Source organism: Kitasatospora sp. NPDC028961, assembly GCF_055564815.1.
This window is the reverse complement of record NZ_JBVHVO010000004.1, coordinates 319,115-337,728: the sequence shown is the minus strand read 5'-3', so window position 1 is coordinate 337,728 and position 18,614 is coordinate 319,115. Positions and strand designations below refer to the sequence as shown.

The following is an 18,614-nucleotide window of genomic DNA, read 5'->3' as shown; positions in this document are numbered from 1 at the left end:
GGCGGGGGGGCCGCGGAGCGCGTGCCGGTGGTCGAGGCGGCCTACGCCGACGTCCCGCACCTGGTGGAGCGGCTGGGCCTGTTCGTCATCATCGTGCTGGGCGAGGGGGTCATCCAGATCACCTCGGTGGCGGGGGAGGCCGTCTGGCACACTGCCCTGGTCCGCGCCGCGGCGGGCGGCTTCGCGCTGCTCATCGGCTTGTGGAGCATGTCGCTGCTGCACGGGTACGGCGGTGTGCCGAAGGACGGCCCGGGCGTCCTCCCGGTGCGCGTCATGATGGCGCTGCACGCCGCCACGACGTGCGCGCTCGCCGTCCTGGCGGCCGGGCTGGGCCTGGGGCCTCGCGCACCCGTACGGCCACACCCCGGAGGGTGCGCGCCGGCTGCTGTGCGGGAGCCTCGTCGGGTACTTCGGGGTCGGCGTGCCGGCGGCCGCGGTGGCCGGGGCGTCCTGGCGGCGGACCCTGCGCTGGGCCCTGCCCTGCCTCGGGCTGACGCTGCTGCTGGCCGGGTGGTCCGGCCACTTCGGCGTGGGGTGGCTGATCTGGGGGCTGACCGCGGCGGTGGCCTGGCAACTCCTGTGCGCGTCGGGCGTACCGGCCCGCCCGGCCCGGCGCCGTGGCGCGTGAAGGACGCCCGGGCCGCCGCCGTCCGCCCGGGCCGTACTCGCCGTCCCCCCGGACCCCGTTCGCCGTTCGGCCGGAGTGATCGCGACGCGGCCTATACTCGGTCTGCTTGACCGGCGAACGGCACAACGGGGGGCGTTCATGGAGAGCTACACGGAGACTCCGCTGGGCCTGATCATCCTGGTCCTGGGCGGCGTCGCACTGGTCGTGCGGATGGTGTCCTTGCCGCTTCTGATGCGGGCTCAGCAGGCCACCCGCCATCGCGCGATCGGTCGCCTCGCGGGCCCGGGCGGGAGGGTGGCGGTGCCGTCGGGGCTGACGGCGGCGGCGGTCGGTGAACAGGTGCTCGTGCTGCTGAGCGCGGCCGGCCTGCTGGCCCTGCTGAACTCGACGATCGCCGACACCGACTTCGTCTACATGATGCCGTCGATCGTCTCGGAGAGCCCCTTGGCCATCGCCCCGGCCCTGGACGTCCACTTCTCCATCACGCAGCCGATCTACCTCATCCCGGCGGTGGTCGCCCTGCTCGGCTGGGTGTTCCTCTGGCTCCTGACGCAGCGCAACCTTCTGGTCGTCGGCATGCCCCCGGGGGCCGGGACGACCACCGGCAGTATCGTCCGGCTGATCGGCGGCTTCGTCCTCCGCGCGGTGGTCGGTGCACTGGTGCTGCCGATCGGGGTGGTCGAGGGTGCGCTGATGTTCCAGATCATCGCGCTCGTGACCAGCCGGCGACCGCTGGCCGGCGGTGCCGGCCGCACGGCCCACGTCCCGCCGGATGCTCCGCCCGTCGCCCGGCCCGCGTCCTACCTGCCGATGCCCGCCGCCCCGGTCGACGCGCCGTGGTCCGTCCCCGCCCCACCGGCGCCCCAGGTCGCGCCGGCTCCGCTGCACCTGGGGCGCGTCGAACCCGCGGGGCAGGCCGGGCAGGCCGGACCCGCCTCACCCGTCGGGCACGTCCCGCACCAGGCGCTGTACCCGCACGAGCCGCGGACGATCGGCGGGTACCAACTGCTCGGCCGGATCGGGGCCGGCGGCATGGGGACGGTCTACCTGGCCCGTCGGGAGGGCTCGGCCACCCAGGTCGCGTTGAAGACGATCAACCCCGAACTCCTCGGGGAAGCAGACCTGTTGCGTCGCTTCGAGCGCGAGGCGGAGGTGCTGGCGATGGTCTCCGGCGCCTACACCGCCCGGGTGCTGGACGCCGGTGTGGACTCCGGGCGCCCCTACCTGGCCATGGAGCTGCTGGACGGCCGCCCGCTCGACGTCCATCTGCGCGAGCAGGGGCCGATCCGCTCCCCGGAGGCGCTGCGGGCCCTCGCGCTCGCGCTGGCCGTCGCGCTGCGCGGGGTGCACCGGCTGGGGTTGGTGCACCGGGACCTCAAGCCCGCCAACATCATGCTGACGACGGCGGGGCCGCGGCTGCTCGACTTCGGCATCGCGGCGATCGTCGACGGCACCCGGCTGACCCGCACCGGCGGCGGCCCGGGGACGCTGACCTACATGGCGCCCGAACAGTTCGGCGACGGGCCGGTCGGCCCGGCGGCGGACGTCTGGGCCTGGGCCTGCTGTGTGGTGTGCGCGGCCCACGGGGGGAGTCCGTTCGCGGCCGCCAGCACGGGGGCGGTGATCCGCCGGATCGTCGACACCGGCCCGGAGCCGACGGCTCTGGCAGCTCTCGCCGCGCTCGACCCGGCGCTCGCGGCGGTGGTCGGCCGGGCGCTGACCGCGGACCCGCAGACCCGCCCCGGCGACGGTGGCGCACTGCTGGACCTGCTGACGACGCGCCACGGCCCGGGCAGCACGGAGCCCGACGCGGGCGCGCTGCGCGAGGAGATCACCCACGGGTGGCGCACCCTCGCCCTCCGGGTGGACCAGGACTTCCCCCGACAGTGACCGCCTCCCTGGTGCCGGAGCGGTAGCCGGAGTCCGCTCCGGCACCGGAGAAGACCCGGGCCCCGGCTCGGGCCGCCGAAAGGCGACGGTCCTTGCCGTCGTACCCACGGCGGCGCGCCGGCCGGCACACGGTGCCCGGCCGTCCGGCCGCGGGCTCGGGGCCCTCTCACAGGGCGAAGGGCCGGTACCCCAACGCCTGATCGACGACCTCGGGAGCCGTCGGCTGCCTTCCCTCGGGCCAGAAGATCAGGTCGCTGACGTAGCCGCTCGGACAGCCGAGGGCCTTGCCCAACGCCTCCATGACCCCGCACAGCTCGGCATCGTCGGCACAGTCCGCGTCCATGATCTTCTGCACCCACGCAACGGCCGCTTCACGAGCCGTCTCCGTCACAGCCACCCCTTCCAATGTGGGGGCCGCTCCCACGGCCTCGCCGGTCCCCGCCACCGAAGTGTGCCGCAGCGAGTGCAGGACGGCGCCGGGCAGGCTCACCTGGTGGGCGGCGTCTTCGGCGTGCACCTGCTCGGCCCGGCCTCCCCGGAGCGCCGGCTGCGCGGGCCCGTCGACGAGTGCCGGGGACCGCCGGCCCGCGTACCCCTTCTCCGGCCGGTCGGGTGCCGCGGTGCTCGCCGGGCGCCCCGGCTCGTCGCGGCGCAGGATGGAGATCCCGGGTGTCCGAAGACGGCACCGGCGACACGGGAGGCTGCGGTGAACGGGAGGCTGCGGTGATCGGAATGGCTGACATCAGGGAGTGGCGCGGCCACGCCGTGGTCGACGAGAAGGACCACCGGATCGGCACGCTGGAGTCGGTGTACGTGGAGACGGCCAGTGACCAGCCGTTCTTCGTGACCGTCACGGTCGGCCTGCCGTCCCGGCGGCGGCTGGTGTTCGTCCCGCTCGACGGCGCCGTGGTCGGGCCCGGCTACGTCCGGGTCGCGTTCGCCAAGGGCGTGGTCAAGCAGGCGCCCTCGATCGGCACCGACGACGTGCTGCCCGCCGAGGACGAACCGGCGGTCTTCGCGCACTACGAACTCGCCTACACCCCCGGCGCCGGCGGCGAGCGGCGGCTGGCCAGGCGCTGAGCTGCCCGGGGGAGGGGTGCGTACGGGTCGACCCCGGCGGCCGCGATACCCCGCGGGGTACGCTGGAGGCTCGGTCACGACGGCGGAAGGCGGCTCCCGGGATGCAGGTGGACGAGGAAGCGGTGGGCGCCGTCCTGAACCGGCTCCGCCGGGCCCAGGGGCAGCTGGCCGGTGTGATCGCGATGATCGAGGCAGGCCGGGACTGCAAGGACGTCGTCACCCAGTTGGCGGCGGTCTCCCGCGCCCTGGACCGTGCCGGATTCAAGATCGTGGCCAGCGGGATGCGCCAGTGCATGGCCGCCGCCGACGGGGATGCCCCGCCGATGAGCGAGGCGGAGCTGGAGAAGCTCTTCCTGACCCTCGCCTGAGGCCCGACGGCCTGAGGCCCGACGGCCCGGGCCCCGTCGCACGCCGTGACCGGCCGCGCCGATCGGCGGAGAATGGTCCCGGCGGAAGGTGGAGGCCATGGACGACATCGGCTTCGGCCGGGCGATGGAGGGCCTGCTGGCAGCCTCCCAGCGGATCGGCCCCGGTGAGCTCGCGACGGCCGTCCGGGACGCGGCCCGGGCGATGGGGCTCACCGACGCGCTGGTCCTGCTCGCCGACGTGCGACAGGTGCAGCTCGCACCGCTGCTGCCACCGGCGGCGGAGGGTACCGACGCTCCCACCGGGCCGGTCGTCGTGTCCGAGGTGCCCGATCTCCCCGGCTCGCCCCCGCGCGCCGGCGCTCCGGCCCCTGAACGGTCGCCGAGCTGGGTGCTCCCGCTGGAGGGGAGCCCGGCGAGCCGGGCCTACTGCACGGGGGTGCCCCAGTCCGTGCCGGCCGAGGACGGGACCGGCCGGGTGCTGTGGTTGCCGATCGTCGACGGTGTCGAGCGGATCGGGGTGCTCCGCGTCGACGCGCCCCCGGACGCGGCCGTCGACATCGACCGCTGCCTGGCCCTCGCCTCGCTGGTGGGCCTGATCGTGGTGGCGAAACTGTCCTTCGTGGATGATCTGATCGACACCACCAGGGTCGTTCCGATGACCCTCCAGGCCGAACTAGCCTGGGCCTTCATGCCACCGCGCACGGTCGGCACCAGGCACGTGACGTCGACCGCGGTGCTGGAGCCCGCCTACGAGATCGGCGGCGACGCGTTCGACCACAGCTTCAGCGGAAGCCGGCTGCGGCTCACCGTCGTCGACGCGATGGGGCACGACCTCGCCTCGGGCGGGTCGTCGGCACTGGCGATCGCGGCCTGCCGGGCCGTCCGCCGGGCCGGGGGCGGGCTCGCGGACATCGCCGCCGTGATCGACCGGGAGCTGGACCGGTGGTTCCCGGAGCGGCTGCTCACCGGGGTCTTCGCCGAGCTGGACACCTCGGACGGCCGGCTGAGCTGGGTGAACCGCGGGCACCCCGCGCCACTGCTGATCCGCCGCCAGCGGGTGGTACCGGCCGCGCTCGAACGGGCCGCCGAACTCCCCCTCGGGCTCGCCGGATACGAGCGGATGCCCGGAACCGTCCACGAGGTCCTGCTGGAGCCGGGCGACCGCGTGCTCATCCACACCGACGGCGTCACCGAAGCACGCTCCGCCGCCGGCGAGCTGTTCGGCGAGGAACGGCTGACGGACATGATCGTCCGGGCCGCGGAGGCCGGTGAGGCCGCTCCGGAGGCACTGCGGCGGCTGATCCACGCGCTGCTGGAGCGCCAGGACCACCGGCTCACCGACGACGCCACGATCGTCCTGGTGGAATGGCACCCCGCCCACTGACGCAGGCACCCCGCCCTCTGGCGCAGGCACCCCGCCCTCTGGCGCAGGCCCCCCGCCCTCTGGCGCAGGGACCCCGCCCCGGCCGGCGACGCGGTGAGCTGCCCGCGGTTCCGTCCCGGATCCGGACCGGCCGTGAATTCCCGGCGCGCCGTGCCCCGTTCGGCGCACCGGGGTGGGAGGCTCGTCTGTCCCCGCAGGGCAGCCGCCGACCGGCAACCGCCCCGCGCACCGAGCGCCGCACCGCCGCACCGCCGCACCGCCGCACCGCCGCACCGCCGAACACCGCACCGCCGAACGCTGAACACCGCCTCCGCCTGACCGGCCGGACCTGCCCCACATCCACCCCACCACGACCCCCGGGCCACCACTGATGACCGTCTCCATCGCCCTGCTCACCCAGGATCTGCGCCTGCACGACAACCCCGTGCTCCGGGCCGCCGCCGAGGCCGCCGACGAGGTCGTGCCGCTGTTCGTCCTCGACCCCGAGGTCGACGCCGCCGGCTTCGCCCCGCCCAACCGGATGGCCTTCCTCGCCGACTGCCTCACCGACCTCGACGCCGCGCTGCGCCCGCTCGGCGGCAGGCTGGTGCTGCGCCGGGGCACGGCCGCCACCGAGACCGCCCGGCTGGCCACCGAGGTGGCCGCCGTCTCGGTCCACGTCGCCGCCGGCGTGAGCGCCTTCGCCCACCGCCGCGAGCAGGCCCTGCGCGACGCCCTCGGCTCCCGTCTGCACGTCCACGACGGTGTGCTGACCGTGGCCGTACCGGGCGCGGTCAGCCCCGCCGGCAAGGACCACTACGCCGTGTTCACCCCGTACTTCCGCACCTGGCAGCAGGCCCCGCGCCGGGCGGTGCACCGCGCGCCCCGGGCGCTGCGCACGCCCGAGGGCCTCGCGAGCGAGCCCGTCCCGGCCGTCACGCCGGATTCGCCGGGGCTGCCGCAGGGCGGTGAGCGTCCAGGCCGCAAGCTCTGGCAGGGCTACGCCCTGGAGCGGTACGAGGAACTGCACGACGACCTCGCCGCCGACGGCACCTCGCGCCTCTCGCCCTACCTGCACTTCGGCTGCGTCTCCGCGGCCGAGCTGGTGGCGTCCGCCGAACGACGCGGCGGCAGCGGTGCGGAGGCGTTCGTCCGGCAGCTGGCCTGGCGGGACTTCCACCACCAGGTGCTCGCCGCCCGCCCGGAGGCGGCGCACGCCGACTACCGGTCCAAGGGGGACCAGTGGCTGCCCGACGACGCGGAGTCCGAGGCCTGGCGCCGGGGCCGCACCGGCTTCCCCCTGGTGGACGCGGGCATGCGTCAACTCGCCCAGGAGGGCTGGATGCACAACCGGGCCCGGCTGGTGACGGCCTCGTTCCTGACGAAGACGCTCTACAAGGACTGGCGGACGGGCGCCGCCCACTTCCTGCGGCTGCTGGTGGACGGTGACTTGGCCAACAACCAGCTCAACTGGCAGTGGGTGGCCGGGACCGGTACGGACACCCGGCCGAACCGGGTGCTCAACCCGCTCGCCCAGGCGGACCGGCTCGACCCGGACGGGGCCTACGTCCGGCGCTGGGTCCCTGAGTTGGCCGACCTGCCCGGTCGCTCCGTGCACCGCCCGTGGCGGCTGGACCACCCACCGGCCGACTACCCGGCACCGATCGTCGAGCCCGAGACGATCTCCGCCCGGCTCCGCCACGCCCGCGGCCTCGACTGAGGCCCCGACCGAACCGTCGGTTCGGCGCCCCTCGCGGGCCCGTAGGGCGACATGACGAGCGGTCAAGTGTACCGGCCGGAGGTGTCCGAGCGGTTCTGACACGCATGGTCCCCGCCGACGGGGGTAGCCGGGCGTGCACCACTGCCGCAACAGAAGGGGGGCGCACGGTGCCCGAGATCGTCGAGGACGTCATCGAGGCCTGTCTCGTCGGCCCGGAGCCCCGGCCGGTGCTCATGGGGCTGCGCTACGACCCGGCCGACCCGTTCGCGCTGTCGCTCGGTTTCGGGGCCGGTGCCTCGCTCGGACTGGAGGGTGCCCTGTCCTGGACGGCGGCCCGCGAGCTGTTCGGGGAGGGGTTGCGCAAGCCGTCCGGTCTGGGGGACCTAAGGGTCCGGCCGTGGGCTCCCGGCGTGATCGCCGTCGAGTTCCACGGCGACGAGGGCTGTGCCGTCCTGGTGTTGTCCTCCCGCGACATGGTGCACTTCCTCCGCCGGACGTACGAGGTGGTCGCCCCGGGTACGGAGCACCGGCTGCTCGACTGGCCGGACACGGTGGCGGGCCTGGTGGGGGAGACCGGCTGAGCGGAGCGCGACGACCGGGGGCGGTGACGACCTCAGCACGAGGCTGCGTCGCCGCCCCCGGCCATGGGCGGGGTTCCGCCCGGAGCGGGCTTCGGGCGCAACCACCCGCGTCGGCCGGCGAGCCGCGGAGAGCCCGGTACGACGAACAGCCGACGCACGAGGATCGACCGGAGCACGACGAACACCACGGCCCGGGCGGGGAAACCGCCCGGGCCGTGGCCTGTGTCCTGCTGGCCCCTGTGTCCTGCTGAACCCCGAGTGCCCTGGCCCTGAGTGCCCTGACCCCTGAGACCCCTGAACCCCGAGCCGCTCAGCGCCCGGGAGCGAGCCGGGCGGCGTCGATCTCGACCCAGACCGCCTTGCCCTGCTCGTGGCGCTCGGCGCCCCAGCGGTCGGCGGCCCGCTGGATGATGAACAGGCCGTGGCCGCCGGGCAGCCCCGGCCGGTGCGGCAGACGGGGCTCGGGGAGCGCGGACTCGCCGTCGCTCACCTCCACCCGGAGCCGGGCCGCGGACGCGTCCAGTACGAGTTCGAGCGGCCCGCCGCCGTGCATCATCGCGTTGGCCACCAGCTCGGCCACCAGCAGCACGACATCGTCCGCCACGTCCGGGTCCGCGCCGCTCTCCGGAGCCAGCCACGCCCAGTCGGCGAGCGCCTGCTGGGTGAAGGCACGCGAACGGGCCACCGGCTTGGGCAGGCCGGCCAGCCGCAGCCGCCGGCGTTGGCCGGCCTCCGGTAGCGTGGCTCCGGACCGGTTGTCGTCCAGGGTGCCCCGGCCCCTCGTCATATGCGGTTCACCCCTTCGTGCGGTTGCTGTGGCTCGTCGTCCGATCGGATTCCCGGGCAGCGCCAGGATATTCCTGTGACGGCCGTTCGACTGGTCGCCCGTGGTCATGGGCGGGCGGAGCGGGCCGGATCGCACGGTCGTGTTCAACGGACGAGCGCCGCGCCGACCGAGTCATGGATGGAGAACACGGCGCCGGCGCCGGTCAGTTCCAGGACGCGGGCGACCGGCGTGGCCACGGCTGCGAGGCGGAGCTCCACCCCGGCGGCGGAGGCGGCCAGGCGGGTCTTCAACAACAGGTTCAGGCCGGAGGAGTCGCAGAAGCCGACGCCCTCCAGATCGACCACGACCAGGGGGGTGCCCTCGTCGACCAGGGAGGTCAGCGCCCGCTCGGCGGGCAGGAGGCTGTCGATGTCGAGATCACCCGCCACCGCGCAGACCGCCGCCTCGGCGTCGGTCCGCCTTATGTCCACGGTCAGCGCGGGCGGCAGAGTGCTCGCCGCCGCCGTGATCCGGTACTGCTCGTCCTCGACTGGCATCGTGGTTGTCTTTCCCCTCCAGAGAGTTCCCTTCGACCATACGCGGGGGAAAGCCCGCGGCCAAGGCGCACGCCTCACAGGAGGAGTGACGCCCCGGCCGCCGGGGTCGCTCGGTCAGTCCTGGTCCAGACCGGCGCGGAGCCGGCCGAGGATCCGGCTGAGCAGCCGGGAGACGTGCATCTGGGAGACGCCCAGCCGGGCGCCGATCTCGGACTGCGTGAGCTCCTCGGTGAAGCGCATCGAGAGGATCTGCCGGTCACGCTCGGGCAGCGCGGCGATCAGGGGCTTCAGGGCGACCAGGCTCTCGATCTTCTCCAGCCGGCCGTCCTCCATGCCGAGCCGGTCGGCCAGGGAGCCCCGGGAGTCGTCGTCGGTGGACTCGGAGCCCAGGTCGAGCGACCCCACGGTGTGGCCGTTGGCGGCGGTCAGCCCCTCGGTCACCTCCTCCGGGGTGAGCGACAGGTGCTCGGCCAGCTCGGCGACGGTCGGGGCGCGGTCGAGCCGCTGGGTGAGCTGCTCCTGGGCCCTGGCCAGGGTCAGCCGCAGCTCCTGGAGGCGGCGCGGCACGTGGACGGCCCAGGTGGTGTCACGGAAGTGGCGGCGGATCTCCCCGAGCACCGTCGGCACCGCGAACGTGGTGAACTCCACACCGTGCCGGGAGTCGAAGCGGTCGATCGCCTTGATCAGGCCGACGATGCCCGCCTGGACGAGGTCCTCCTGCGGCTCGCGGCTGGAATTGAAGCGCCGGGCGGCGTAGCGGACCAGGGAGATGTTCAGCTCGATCAGCGTGGCCCGGACATAGGAGTACTCCCGGGTGCCCTCCTCCAGTGCGTCGAGCCGGGCCAGCAGGGTCCGGGTCAGTTCACGCGCGTCGGCGGGGGAGACCTCGCTCGGTTCGGCGATCTCGGGGAGCTCGGGAAGCTCGGTGATCTCCGTGGTTGTCGAGAGGCCGGAGAGACCGGGCGTTCCGGAGGTGGCTCCCAAAGGCCCGGCGCTCGGCCGGGCCTGGCCCTGAACGGGGAACACGGGGGCGAGGAGAGCATCACTGGACGGAGCCATGTCGGTCCTTTCATCGGTTCCGCGACGGTCTGTCCCTGTGTACCCGGGATCTTCGGACCGATTCCCCTTTGATGTGTGATGATTCTGCAAAGAGGGTGTGATTACCCCGACATGTGAGCCTCGTCTCGTCCTGCGGCGCGGGCGACCGGCACCCGGGGCAGGGCGTGCGGATGGGTCTCGCACAGGTAGCCGACGAGGTGTTCGCGGACCTGGCAGCGCAGCTCGAACGCGGCGTCGGCGTCGGGCGCGGTCATCAGGGCCCGCACCACGATGGTGGTCGGTGTGGTGTCGACCACCTGGAGGGCGCTGCCCTCGCCGTCCCAGAGCGAGCTCTTGGCGAGGAACGCCTCGAACTCCGCCCGCAGCTCGGGCACCGGGGTGCGGTGGTCCAGGTGGAACAGCGCGGTGCCGGTGATCTTGCTGGTGCGCCGCGACCAGTTCTCGAAGGGGCGGCCGGCGAAGTACGACATCGGCATCACCAGTCGCCGCTGGTCCCAGGTGGCGATCACCACCGAGGTGAGCGTGATCTCCTCCACCGTCCCCCACTCGCCGGCGACCACGACGACGTCGCCGATCCGGATCAGGTCGCCGAAGGCCATCTGGATGCCCGCGAACAGGTTGGCGAGGGTGCTCTGGGCCGCGATCCCGGCCACCACGCCGACCAGCCCGGCGGAGGCGAGGAGGCTGGTCCCGAGCCCCCGGACGGCGGGGAAGGTCATCAGCATCGCCCCGAGGGCGACCACGGCGACGGTGGCCTGGAAGATCCGGCCGAGCAGACCTGCCTGGGTCCGGGCCCGGCCCGCCCAGGCGGGGTTGCGCCGCCGCCCGGCGAGTTGCATCGCGCCGCTCGTCGCCAGGGCGATCAGCCGCGCGGCCAGCCAGGCGCAGGCGGCGATGGTCGCGAGCACCAGCAGATGCCGGACGGCGGCGTGCACGACCGGGGCGGTACGGGCCCACGGCTCCCCGGCGAGCATCAGTCCGCAGGCGGTTGCCGCCAGCAGGGGTGGCCGACAGGCGCGGAGCAGGGTCGGTGTGGGACCGGTGTGCCCGCGTGCGGCGACCAGTCGTGCCACGGCCTCCGTGAGCAGGTTGAGGCCGTAGGCGGCGACGGCGGCCGAAGCGGCGACGACGATCAGGCGGACGAGGCTCCACCCCATGGTGTGCGGTTCCCTTCCTCGGGTCGGTCCCGCGGGGGCGGTCCGCGGGAATGGGTCCCGCCTGCCCCCGGCTCCGCCGCCCACACCCGCCCCGGCCCCGCCGCCCGCCCCCGGCCTGCCCGGCGGCCGATCGTCCCCCCGCCGCCGCCGGATCCGCGCTGGGCCGGCCGGGTGACGTCTGACGGATCGTCGGCCCGGGTGCATACCGGGGCGGGGCCGGGGCAGGCGCCCCTACGACCGACCGCCGGCCCGGCGGTCGGACCTCGGCGGAGAAGGGAAACGTGATGACACAGATCGAGGAGTCGGTCCTGGTCGACGTGCCGCTCGCGGTGGCGTACGAACAGTGGCGGAAGGTCGAGGACTTCCCGCGCTTCATGCGCGGCGTGGTCAGCATCGAGCGGCGTGGCGGGGAGCTCACCCACTGGGTGGTCGGCGTGGCCGGCGCGCACCGCGAGTTCGACGCCGCGACGACCGAGGTGGTGCCGGACGAGCGGGTGGCCTGGGCCGCGGTGGCGGGGGAGGTCCGGCAGTCGGGCGTGGTGACGTTCCACCGTCTCGGGGAGGACTGCACGCGGATCATGCTCCAGCTGGAGGTCGAACCGCAGGGTCTGCTGGAGCGGATCGGGGAGGCGCTCGGTTTCGTCGACCGTCAGGTCATCGACGACCTGCACGACTTCAAGGAGTTCGTCGAAGCCGCCCACGGCGGCCCGCCGAGCGCACCCCCGGGCGCCGACCCCGGCACGCCCCGGGCGGCCTGACCGCCCACCGGTCGGCACCGCCCGTCCACCCGCCCGCCAGCGCGCCCGATCGACGCCCGCCGCGCCGGCGGCCTGGTCAGGGCCGGAGTTCCCGCAGCGCCCGACACCGCGTCATGCGTCGTTCATGTGACCGTCGCCGACCTTGGGATGAATGGGGTCGCCCGCAGTTGTACAGCCAACTGCCGGCAACCCTCATCCCGATCTCCGTGACCAGCCGCGGACGGGCCCGGCCGTGCCCTCCCGCGGACCGGTCGCCCGGGCGCGGCGGACAGGACCACCGTGGCCGCAGGCAGCGCCCTGACGCTCAGCTCATCCGCCAACCCGGTCGAAGGCGACAGGCTCACCTTCCACTGGAGCACCGACGCCCCGGACGGCAAGAACTGGGTCGGCATCTACGACGGCAGCAGGAAGCCCGGCACCGGCAGCTCGCTGCTCTGGAAGTACACCCCGGGCACGTCCGGCGACGTCCAGCTCGACACCTCGGCGCTGACCGGCGGCCCCTACACCGCGTACCTGCTGGCCAAGGACGGCTACGGCGTCCTGGCGCAGACCGCGCCCTTCACCTTCCGGCCCAAGCCCGCCGTGGTCCGCCCGCACAGCGCGGTCGACGCGCTGACCACCGCGGCCGTGGCGCCCGGGGGCGCCGTCTCGGTCGAGCTCGGCGGTCTCTGGTCCCGGCCGGCCGGCAACCCGGCGGGCACCGCGGCGTTCCGCAAGATCAGCGGCCCGGCCTGGGCCTCCGTCGGCTCCGACGGCACGCTCACCGGGACCGCGCCCGCCACCGCGCCGAAGAACCCGGAGGTGGTGGTCGTCGGCGTGAAGGACAGCGCGGGCGCCACCGACACCGTCACCGTGCAGATCCCGGTGGCGGACCCGGTAGGGCCGCTGCGGCTGAAGGTGGCGAGCTGGAACCTCGCCGAGGCCGGCGCGGCCTTCACCGACGCGGTGGAGAAGCAGCTGCGGGTGGTGCTCGCCCAGGGCCTGGACGTGCTCGCCCTCCAGGAGACGGCCGGCAGCGCCGCCCGGAGCCTGGCCACCGCGCTCGGCTGGTACGCCTACCAGAGCGCGGGCAGCGTCGGCGTCCTCAGCCGCTACCCGCTGTCCGCCGTCACCCCGGTCACCGCCGGGCTGCCCGCGGCCGGTGTGACGGTGCAGCTGCCCGGCGGCCGGGGCGTCCGCTTCTGGGCCGCCCACCTGGACGAGGCGAACTACGGCCCCTACGCGGTGCAGGACGGCCAGAGCGCCGCCCAGGTGACCGCCGGGGAGAGCGCCTCCGTCCGCCTCCAGCAGGCCAGGGCGCTCGCCGCCGCCGTCCGCGCCGAGGCCGCCGCGCACACCCCGGTGGTCCTCGCCGGCGCGCTCTCCTCGCCCTCGCACCTGGACTGGACGGCGGCCGCCGCGGCGAGCCACGGCGGGGTCGGCCCGCTGAACTGGCCGGTCACGGTGGCCCTCCAGGAGGCCGGACTGACCGACAGCTTCCGGGAGGAGAACCGGAACCCGGCCAAGGCGCCCGGGGCCACCTGGTCGCCGGTCCGCAAGCAGCGGGGCAGCAAGCCGGAGCCGCAGGACCGGATCGACTACGTGCTGTACGCCGGCCCGCTGAAGCTGGTCGAGGCGCACACCCTGGTGGCCGACTGGCCCGCCACCGGGACCGACCCGGCCGCGATCGCCGCCAACCAGTGGCCCTCCGACAGCGCCGCCGCGGTCGCCACCTTCCAGCTCTGACGGCCTCCCGCCCCGTCCTGCTCCCTCCCCCGCCCCGAGAGGCCAGTTCGCCATGTCCGATCTCTCCCGTCGTTCCTTCGTCGGCGCCACCGCGGCCGCCGGCGCCGCCGCACTGACCGGCCTGCCCGCCGCGTCCGCGAGCGCCGCTCCCGCCGCCGACCGGCCCACCGGCAGCATCGCCGACGTCAGGCACGTCGTGGTGCTGATGCAGGAGAACCGCAGCTTCGACCACTACTTCGGCACCCTGAACGGCGTCCGCGGCTTCGGTGACAAGCAGGCCCTCCGGTTCCCGGACGGCACGGACGTGTTCCGCCAGCCCGACGCCGGGCGCGCCGACGGCGGCGCGATGCTGCCGTACCGGATGGACACGGCCAAGTACAACGCGCAGAACGCCGGCGGCCTCGCCCACGACTGGGCGACCGGTCACCAGGCGATCAACAACGGCGCGATGAACAAGTGGATCGCCGCCAAGGGTGAGCGCACCATGGGGTACTTCACCCGCGCCGACATCCCCTACCAGTACGCGTTGGCCGACGCGTTCACCCTCTGCGACGCCTACTTCACCTCGCTGGCCGGGCCGACCGACCCCAACCGGCTCTACCTCTGGACGGGCACCTCCGGCCCCGGCCGCGACGGCACCACCGGCCCCTGGATCGACAACACCCCGGTGACCGACAACCCCGTCGCCGACTGGACGACCTACGCCGAGCGGCTGCAGGCGGCCGGCGTCTCCTGGCGGGTCTACCACAACCCCAGCAAGGACGACCGCACCGGCGACTACGACGACAACGCCCTGTCCTACTTCAAGCAGTTCCACAACTTCCCGAAGGACGACCCGCGTTACGTCAACGCGATGACCAGGTTCGACCCGGCGGCCTTCGACGCCCACTGCAAGGACGCCACCCTGCCGACCGTCTCCTGGCTGGTCGCGCCCTACCTGTTCAGCGAACACCCCAACGCCGGCCCGGCGTACGGCGCGCACTGGGTCAACCAGGCCCTCCAGTCGCTGATGTCCAACCCCGCCGTCTGGCAGCACACCGTCTTCCTCGTCATGTACGACGAGAACGACGGCTACTTCGACCACATGGTGCCGCCCACCCCCGAGGCCGGCACACCCGAGGAGTTCACCCAGGGCCGCGCGATCGGCCTCGGCAACCGGGTACCGCTCTGGGTCGCCTCCCCCTGGTCACGCGGCGGCTACGTCAACTCCCAGGTCTTCGACCACACCTCGGTCCTGCGCTTCATGGAACAGGTCACCGGGGTCGCCGAACCCAACATCTCCGCCTGGCGCCGGGCCGTCTGCGGCGACCTCACCAGCTGCTTCGACTTCGCGGCCCCGGACTTCTCGATACCGCAACTCCCTGACACCGTGGCCCTGATGGCCAAGGCCGACGCGGGGGCGGCGCTCCCCGGCGTCGCGCTGCCCGCCACCGGCACCCAGTCGATGCCCGTCCAGGAGCCCGGCGAGCGCCCGCACCGCCACCTGCCCTATCAGCCCTGGGCGGACGTCGAGGTGGACCGGAAGACCGGCAAGGTCACCTGCACGATGAGCAACGACGGCACGGTCGCCTTCCCCTACACCGTCTACCCCAACATCGTCCTCCCGTTCGCCGGGACGCCGTACACGGTGGCGCCCGCTGCCACCGCCACCTACGTCTGGGACGCCGCCGCCACGCACGGCCGGTACGACTTCACCGTCCACGGCCCCGACGGCTTCGTCCGCCGCTTCGCCGGCACCGTCGTCCGGGACGGTGAGGACGGCCAGAACGACATCGGCGTGCCGATCGTGACCGCCGATCTGCGCAACTCCTCCCGGCTCACCCTCCAACTGGTCAACGACGGCCTGACCGACGTCGGCTTCACCGCGGTGCCCAACGACTTCGCGGGCACCGCGCAGACGGTTTGGGTCAAGCCCGGCAAGCAGGCCAACCTGGCCTGGCCGCTGGACAAGCAGGGCCGCTACGACGTCGTCGTGACGGCGGGCACCGGTCTGCGCTTCACCCAGCGGTACGCGGGCTGGGTGCACTGACCCCGGCGCCGCCGCCCGGGCCCGGGCGGGAACGGCCGGAGGCGCCGAACCGGTGACCTCCGGCCGTGGCTCGGCCGCCCGCCGAGGCCCGGCGGCTAGCGTCGGGCCATGCAGAAGATCACCACCTTCCTCTGGTTCGACGACCAGGCCGAAGAGGCCGCCCGCTTCTACACTTCGGTCTTCGCCAACTCCCGGATCACCGGCGTGACCCACTACGGCGAGACCGGCCCCGGCGAGCCGGGCCGGGTCATGACCGTCACCTTCGAACTCGACGGTCAGCAGTTCGTCGCCCTCAACGGCGGTCCGGTGTTCCACTTCACCGAGGCCATCTCGCTCCAGGTCGACTGCGCCGACCAGCAGGAGGTCGACGACCTCTGGGCCAAGCTCACCGCCGACGGCGGCGCGGCCAGCGAGTGCGGCTGGCTCAAGGACCGCTACGGGCTCTCCTGGCAGATCGTCCCGCGCGTGCTGACCGAACTGATCGCGGACCCGGACCCGGCCAAGGCCGCCCGGGTGGTGGCGGCGATGCTGCGGATGCAGAAGATCGAGATCCAGCCGCTCCTCGACGCCGCCCGGGGCTGAGACCGCCTCCGCCGCGTCGGTCGGGGCCCCGGCCGTCGCCGGGGCCCTCAGGCCCGCTGCGCTCAGGCCCGACGCTCTCAGGCCCGACGCTCTCAGGCCCGCTGTTTGACCGTCCGCCGCCTCCGCAGCCGGCCCGGGTTCAGCCGCTCGCCCCGGGCCAGCCTCCGCAGCCGGGCGAACCGGGAGAACCGCTCCCGGTTCGCCACCGAGGCCCGGTCCAGTTCCTCCATCAGTCGCCGGCTGCGGTGCTCCAGATCGAGCTCGTCGAGGATCCGGTCCACCTCGGCCAGCAGCGAACCGTGCAGCTGCCAGGCCTCCGGGTGCTCCTGCACCCGGAGCAGCAGCAGATGGGCGACGTTCTCCCGGCTGGCCCAGGCGGCGGCCAGCTCGGAGGTCAGCCGCCGCTCGGCCTCCTCGGCGTTGCGGCTCACCTGGGTGGTGACCAGTACCGCGAAGCTCACCAGCGCCCCGCCGAGGTGGCTCAGCAGCTCCTCCAGCGCGACCGCGACGTCGGCCGGGAACAGCCGCTCGCCCGGGGCCCGCCGCTTGGCGAGGTCGGTGAGCGACCGGGCCAGCACCCGGATCACCACCACACAGATCTCCAGCGTGTCCAGACCGGTCCGCAGCACCAGCCGGGAGAGCAGCCCCTCGCTGATCCGGGGGTTGAGCCGCAGGCTGTCCTCGGCCTGTCGCAGGGCGCCGTCGACGTCCGCGATGGCCTGGTCGAGCCGGCGGGCCTCGTACAGCCGTTCGGCCGCGCGCTCCACGGGGGTGGGCTCGCCGAGCTCCTCGGCGATGCCGAGCAGCAGGTGCCGGGCCCGCCGGGCGAGGTCCTCGATCGACTCGCCCGCCGTGTCGATCCAGACCGGCGGGGCGAACAGCAGATTGAACAGCAGTCCGACGGTGGCGCCGATCAGCGTCTCCAGCACCCGGTCCCAGGCCTGTGAGGTCACCTGGCTCACGCCCAGGATGAGCATCGCGCTGATCGCCACCTCCTGGACGAACTCGTCCACCCGGACGAACCGCCCGATGATCAGCGAGGCCAGGATGATCATGCCCAGGCTCCACCAGGAGAGCCCGACCACCGAGCTGAAACCGATCGCGATCAGCACCCCGACGACCACCGAGTTGACCCGGCGGATGCTGGTGGTCAGCGTCGAGTAGACGGTGACCTGGACGACCAGCAGCGCCGTCAGGGGGGCGGTCAGCGGCGCCGGCTCGCTGCTCAGCCGAGTGGCCACCACGTACGAGAGCGTGGCGGCCACCGTGGCCCGGACCGTCTGGACGACGAAGGGTTGTCGGGCACTGCGGCGCAGCGTGGTGGCGAAGGTCTCCGGGAGTAGGGCCATGCCGCCCTTCTTTCCCCGTCCTGGCAGCTCACACTGCTGATCCACCGCACCGGCACTCGAAAGAGCCGCTCGTCCGGCCGACGGCGCCGGCCCGGGTACTAGGGCCGGCGGCGCTGTTCGCGCAGCAGCTTCCAGGGTGCGAGCGCCGATTCGACCTGTACGCCGAGGCTCATCTTGGAGGTGCCCTGAACGCGTTCCTCGAACCGGATCGGCACCTCGCGGATCCGCATACCCCGCTGGACGGCGCGGTAGTTCAGCTCCACCTGGAACGAGTACCCGTTGCTGTGCACCGACGGCAGGTCGATCGCCCGCAGGGCCTGCGCGCGCCAGGCCTTGAACCCGGCGGTGGCGTCCTTGACGCCGAGGCCGAGGATGGTGTTGACGTAGAGGTTCGCCCAGGCCGACAGCGCCTTGCGGTGCCACGGCCACTCCTCGGCGGTCGAGCCGCCGGGCACGTAGCGCGAGCCGAGCACCACGGCGGTGCTCTCGTCGGCCAGCAGTGTCTCCACCATGACCGGGAGGACCGAGGCGGGGTGCGACAGGTCGGCGTCCATCTGCACCACCACGTCGGCGCCCTCCTCCAGGGCCCGGGCCATACCCGCGACGTAGGCCCGGCCGAGGCCGTCCTTCTCGGTGCGGTGCAGTACGGAGACCGTGCCGGGCGCCCGGGCCGCGAGCCCGTCCGCGACCCCGCCGGTGCCGTCCGGGGAGTTGTCGTCGACCACCAGCAGGTGCAGACCGGGCAGCTTCAGGTCAGCGAGCAGACCCGCGAGGACCGGCAGGTTCTCCCGCTCGTTGTACGTGGGTACGACGACAACGACCTTGGGGGAGGCCTCGACCATGTTCTGTCCCTCGCGCGATCCCCGGCCGGTGCCGCGCCGCCGGCGCCCGCAGCCGACCGGACAGGTGTCCACTTCGGTCGGGCGAGTCTAGCCGCGGTCGTACGTGCCCGGTCGCACCGCCCACTGGTGCTCCGGGCCGCGGCCGTCCGGCCGTCGGCCG

18 protein-coding genes and 1 pseudogene are annotated in these 18,614 nt (G+C 73.8%); 12 read left to right on the top strand and 7 right to left on the bottom strand.

Annotation, left to right across the window (positions count from 1 at the left end; translation table 11 throughout):
* Positions 1–21: 21 nt before the first annotated feature.
* The 3 genes and pseudogenes from ACZ4UX_RS11755 to ACZ4UX_RS11745 form a co-directional block, all read left to right on the top strand.
* Positions 22–327 (top strand): annotated as a pseudogene (locus ACZ4UX_RS11755) (low temperature requirement protein A); the annotation flags it as partial.
* Between the two features lie 94 nt (positions 328–421).
* Complete coding sequence (locus ACZ4UX_RS11750) at positions 422–628, top strand: hypothetical protein (RefSeq protein WP_465706601.1); 207 nt, start codon at positions 422–424, stop codon at positions 626–628.
* Positions 629–766: 138 nt separating this feature from the next.
* Positions 767–2,518 carry a serine/threonine-protein kinase gene (locus ACZ4UX_RS11745; RefSeq protein ID WP_465706501.1) on the top strand — a complete coding sequence of 584 codons (1,752 nt, stop codon included), beginning with the start codon at positions 767–769 and terminating at the stop codon, positions 2,516–2,518.
* 166 nt (positions 2,519–2,684) lie between these two features.
* Here ACZ4UX_RS11745 and ACZ4UX_RS11740 read toward each other — a convergent pair whose 3' ends face one another.
* Entirely contained in the window at positions 2,685–3,035 is a 351-nt protein-coding gene (locus tag ACZ4UX_RS11740; protein WP_465706500.1) for a hypothetical protein, read from the bottom strand.
* A gap of 215 nt (positions 3,036–3,250) precedes the next feature.
* On the opposite strand from ACZ4UX_RS11740, the gene ACZ4UX_RS11735 reads away from it, so the two are divergent.
* The 5 genes from ACZ4UX_RS11735 to ACZ4UX_RS11715 all read left to right on the top strand — a co-directional run bounded on the left by ACZ4UX_RS11735 (position 3,251) and on the right by ACZ4UX_RS11715 (position 7,630).
* The gene (locus ACZ4UX_RS11735) at positions 3,251–3,598 is read left to right on the top strand and encodes a PRC-barrel domain-containing protein (protein ID WP_465706499.1); all 348 of its coding nucleotides are present in this window, start codon (positions 3,251–3,253) and stop codon (positions 3,596–3,598) included.
* 101 nt (positions 3,599–3,699) lie between these two features.
* Entirely contained in the window at positions 3,700–3,966 is a 267-nt protein-coding gene (locus ACZ4UX_RS11730; protein ID WP_329491330.1) for a metal-sensitive transcriptional regulator, read from the top strand.
* 97 nt (positions 3,967–4,063) lie between these two features.
* The gene (locus ACZ4UX_RS11725; protein WP_465706498.1) at positions 4,064–5,350 is read left to right on the top strand and encodes a PP2C family protein-serine/threonine phosphatase; all 1,287 of its coding nucleotides are present in this window, start codon (positions 4,064–4,066) and stop codon (positions 5,348–5,350) included.
* Positions 5,351–5,720: 370 nt separating this feature from the next.
* Positions 5,721–7,049 carry a cryptochrome/photolyase family protein gene (locus ACZ4UX_RS11720; RefSeq protein ID WP_465706497.1) on the top strand — a complete coding sequence of 443 codons (1,329 nt, stop codon included), beginning with the start codon at positions 5,721–5,723 and terminating at the stop codon, positions 7,047–7,049.
* 167 nt (positions 7,050–7,216) lie between these two features.
* Positions 7,217–7,630 (top strand): SsgA family sporulation/cell division regulator, encoded by a 414-nt coding sequence (locus ACZ4UX_RS11715; protein WP_359807150.1) that lies wholly within the window; start codon positions 7,217–7,219, stop codon positions 7,628–7,630.
* 310 nt (positions 7,631–7,940) lie between these two features.
* Here ACZ4UX_RS11715 and ACZ4UX_RS11710 read toward each other — a convergent pair whose 3' ends face one another.
* From ACZ4UX_RS11710 to ACZ4UX_RS11695, 4 genes are all read right to left on the bottom strand, one after another.
* Positions 7,941–8,417: an ATP-binding protein gene (locus tag ACZ4UX_RS11710; protein WP_329491334.1), complete on the bottom strand. Its 477-nt coding sequence runs from the start codon at positions 8,415–8,417 to the stop codon at positions 7,941–7,943.
* A 143-nt stretch (positions 8,418–8,560) separates the two neighbouring features.
* Positions 8,561–8,953, bottom strand: a complete 393-nt coding sequence (locus tag ACZ4UX_RS11705) for an STAS domain-containing protein (protein WP_465706496.1) — start codon at positions 8,951–8,953, stop codon at positions 8,561–8,563.
* Between the two features lie 114 nt (positions 8,954–9,067).
* Positions 9,068–10,012 (bottom strand): SigB/SigF/SigG family RNA polymerase sigma factor, encoded by a 945-nt coding sequence (locus tag ACZ4UX_RS11700; protein WP_380390811.1) that lies wholly within the window; start codon positions 10,010–10,012, stop codon positions 9,068–9,070.
* 101 nt (positions 10,013–10,113) lie between these two features.
* The gene (locus ACZ4UX_RS11695) at positions 10,114–11,169 is read right to left on the bottom strand and encodes a mechanosensitive ion channel family protein (RefSeq protein WP_329491337.1); all 1,056 of its coding nucleotides are present in this window, start codon (positions 11,167–11,169) and stop codon (positions 10,114–10,116) included.
* A 284-nt stretch (positions 11,170–11,453) separates the two neighbouring features.
* Here ACZ4UX_RS11695 and ACZ4UX_RS11690 point away from each other — a divergent pair, with 284 nt between their 5' ends.
* The 4 genes from ACZ4UX_RS11690 (at position 11,454) to ACZ4UX_RS11675 (ending at position 16,263) form a co-directional block, all read left to right on the top strand.
* The gene (locus ACZ4UX_RS11690; protein WP_329491338.1) at positions 11,454–11,927 is read left to right on the top strand and encodes an SRPBCC family protein; all 474 of its coding nucleotides are present in this window, start codon (positions 11,454–11,456) and stop codon (positions 11,925–11,927) included.
* A gap of 279 nt (positions 11,928–12,206) precedes the next feature.
* The gene (locus tag ACZ4UX_RS11685) at positions 12,207–13,652 is read left to right on the top strand and encodes an endonuclease/exonuclease/phosphatase family protein (protein WP_465706495.1); all 1,446 of its coding nucleotides are present in this window, start codon (positions 12,207–12,209) and stop codon (positions 13,650–13,652) included.
* A gap of 52 nt (positions 13,653–13,704) precedes the next feature.
* Positions 13,705–15,681: a phosphocholine-specific phospholipase C gene (locus ACZ4UX_RS11680; RefSeq protein WP_465706494.1), complete on the top strand. Its 1,977-nt coding sequence runs from the start codon at positions 13,705–13,707 to the stop codon at positions 15,679–15,681.
* Positions 15,682–15,789: 108 nt separating this feature from the next.
* Positions 15,790–16,263: a VOC family protein gene (locus ACZ4UX_RS11675; protein WP_352295268.1), complete on the top strand. Its 474-nt coding sequence runs from the start codon at positions 15,790–15,792 to the stop codon at positions 16,261–16,263.
* 92 nt (positions 16,264–16,355) lie between these two features.
* Here the strand turns inward: ACZ4UX_RS11675 and ACZ4UX_RS11670 are convergent, their stop codons facing one another.
* Together ACZ4UX_RS11670 and ACZ4UX_RS11665 are read right to left on the bottom strand one after the other, a co-directional pair.
* Entirely contained in the window at positions 16,356–17,612 is a 1,257-nt protein-coding gene (locus ACZ4UX_RS11670) for an FUSC family protein (protein WP_465706493.1), read from the bottom strand.
* Between the two features lie 98 nt (positions 17,613–17,710).
* A complete protein-coding gene (locus ACZ4UX_RS11665; protein ID WP_465706492.1) occupies positions 17,711–18,454 on the bottom strand; it encodes a polyprenol monophosphomannose synthase in 744 nt (247 codons plus the stop codon).
* Positions 18,455–18,614 lie beyond the last annotated feature (160 nt).

Coding starts and splice junctions, on each gene's coding strand:
- ACZ4UX_RS11745 (WP_465706501.1), top strand. CDS start 767: ATGGAGAGCTACACGGAGACTCCGCTGGGCCTGATCATCCTGGTCCTG.
- ACZ4UX_RS11735 (WP_465706499.1), top strand. CDS start 3,251: ATGGCTGACATCAGGGAGTGGCGCGGCCACGCCGTGGTCGACGAGAAG.
- ACZ4UX_RS11730 (WP_329491330.1), top strand. CDS start 3,700: ATGCAGGTGGACGAGGAAGCGGTGGGCGCCGTCCTGAACCGGCTCCGC.
- ACZ4UX_RS11725 (WP_465706498.1), top strand. CDS start 4,064: ATGGACGACATCGGCTTCGGCCGGGCGATGGAGGGCCTGCTGGCAGCC.
- ACZ4UX_RS11720 (WP_465706497.1), top strand. CDS start 5,721: ATGACCGTCTCCATCGCCCTGCTCACCCAGGATCTGCGCCTGCACGAC.
- ACZ4UX_RS11710 (WP_329491334.1), bottom strand. CDS start 8,417: ATGACGAGGGGCCGGGGCACCCTGGACGACAACCGGTCCGGAGCCACG.
- ACZ4UX_RS11705 (WP_465706496.1), bottom strand. CDS start 8,953: ATGCCAGTCGAGGACGAGCAGTACCGGATCACGGCGGCGGCGAGCACT.
- ACZ4UX_RS11700 (WP_380390811.1), bottom strand. CDS start 10,012: ATGGCTCCGTCCAGTGATGCTCTCCTCGCCCCCGTGTTCCCCGTTCAG.
- ACZ4UX_RS11695 (WP_329491337.1), bottom strand. CDS start 11,169: ATGGGGTGGAGCCTCGTCCGCCTGATCGTCGTCGCCGCTTCGGCCGCC.
- ACZ4UX_RS11690 (WP_329491338.1), top strand. CDS start 11,454: ATGACACAGATCGAGGAGTCGGTCCTGGTCGACGTGCCGCTCGCGGTG.
- ACZ4UX_RS11680 (WP_465706494.1), top strand. CDS start 13,705: ATGTCCGATCTCTCCCGTCGTTCCTTCGTCGGCGCCACCGCGGCCGCC.
- ACZ4UX_RS11675 (WP_352295268.1), top strand. CDS start 15,790: ATGCAGAAGATCACCACCTTCCTCTGGTTCGACGACCAGGCCGAAGAG.
- ACZ4UX_RS11670 (WP_465706493.1), bottom strand. CDS start 17,612: ATGGCCCTACTCCCGGAGACCTTCGCCACCACGCTGCGCCGCAGTGCC.
- ACZ4UX_RS11665 (WP_465706492.1), bottom strand. CDS start 18,454: ATGGTCGAGGCCTCCCCCAAGGTCGTTGTCGTCGTACCCACGTACAAC.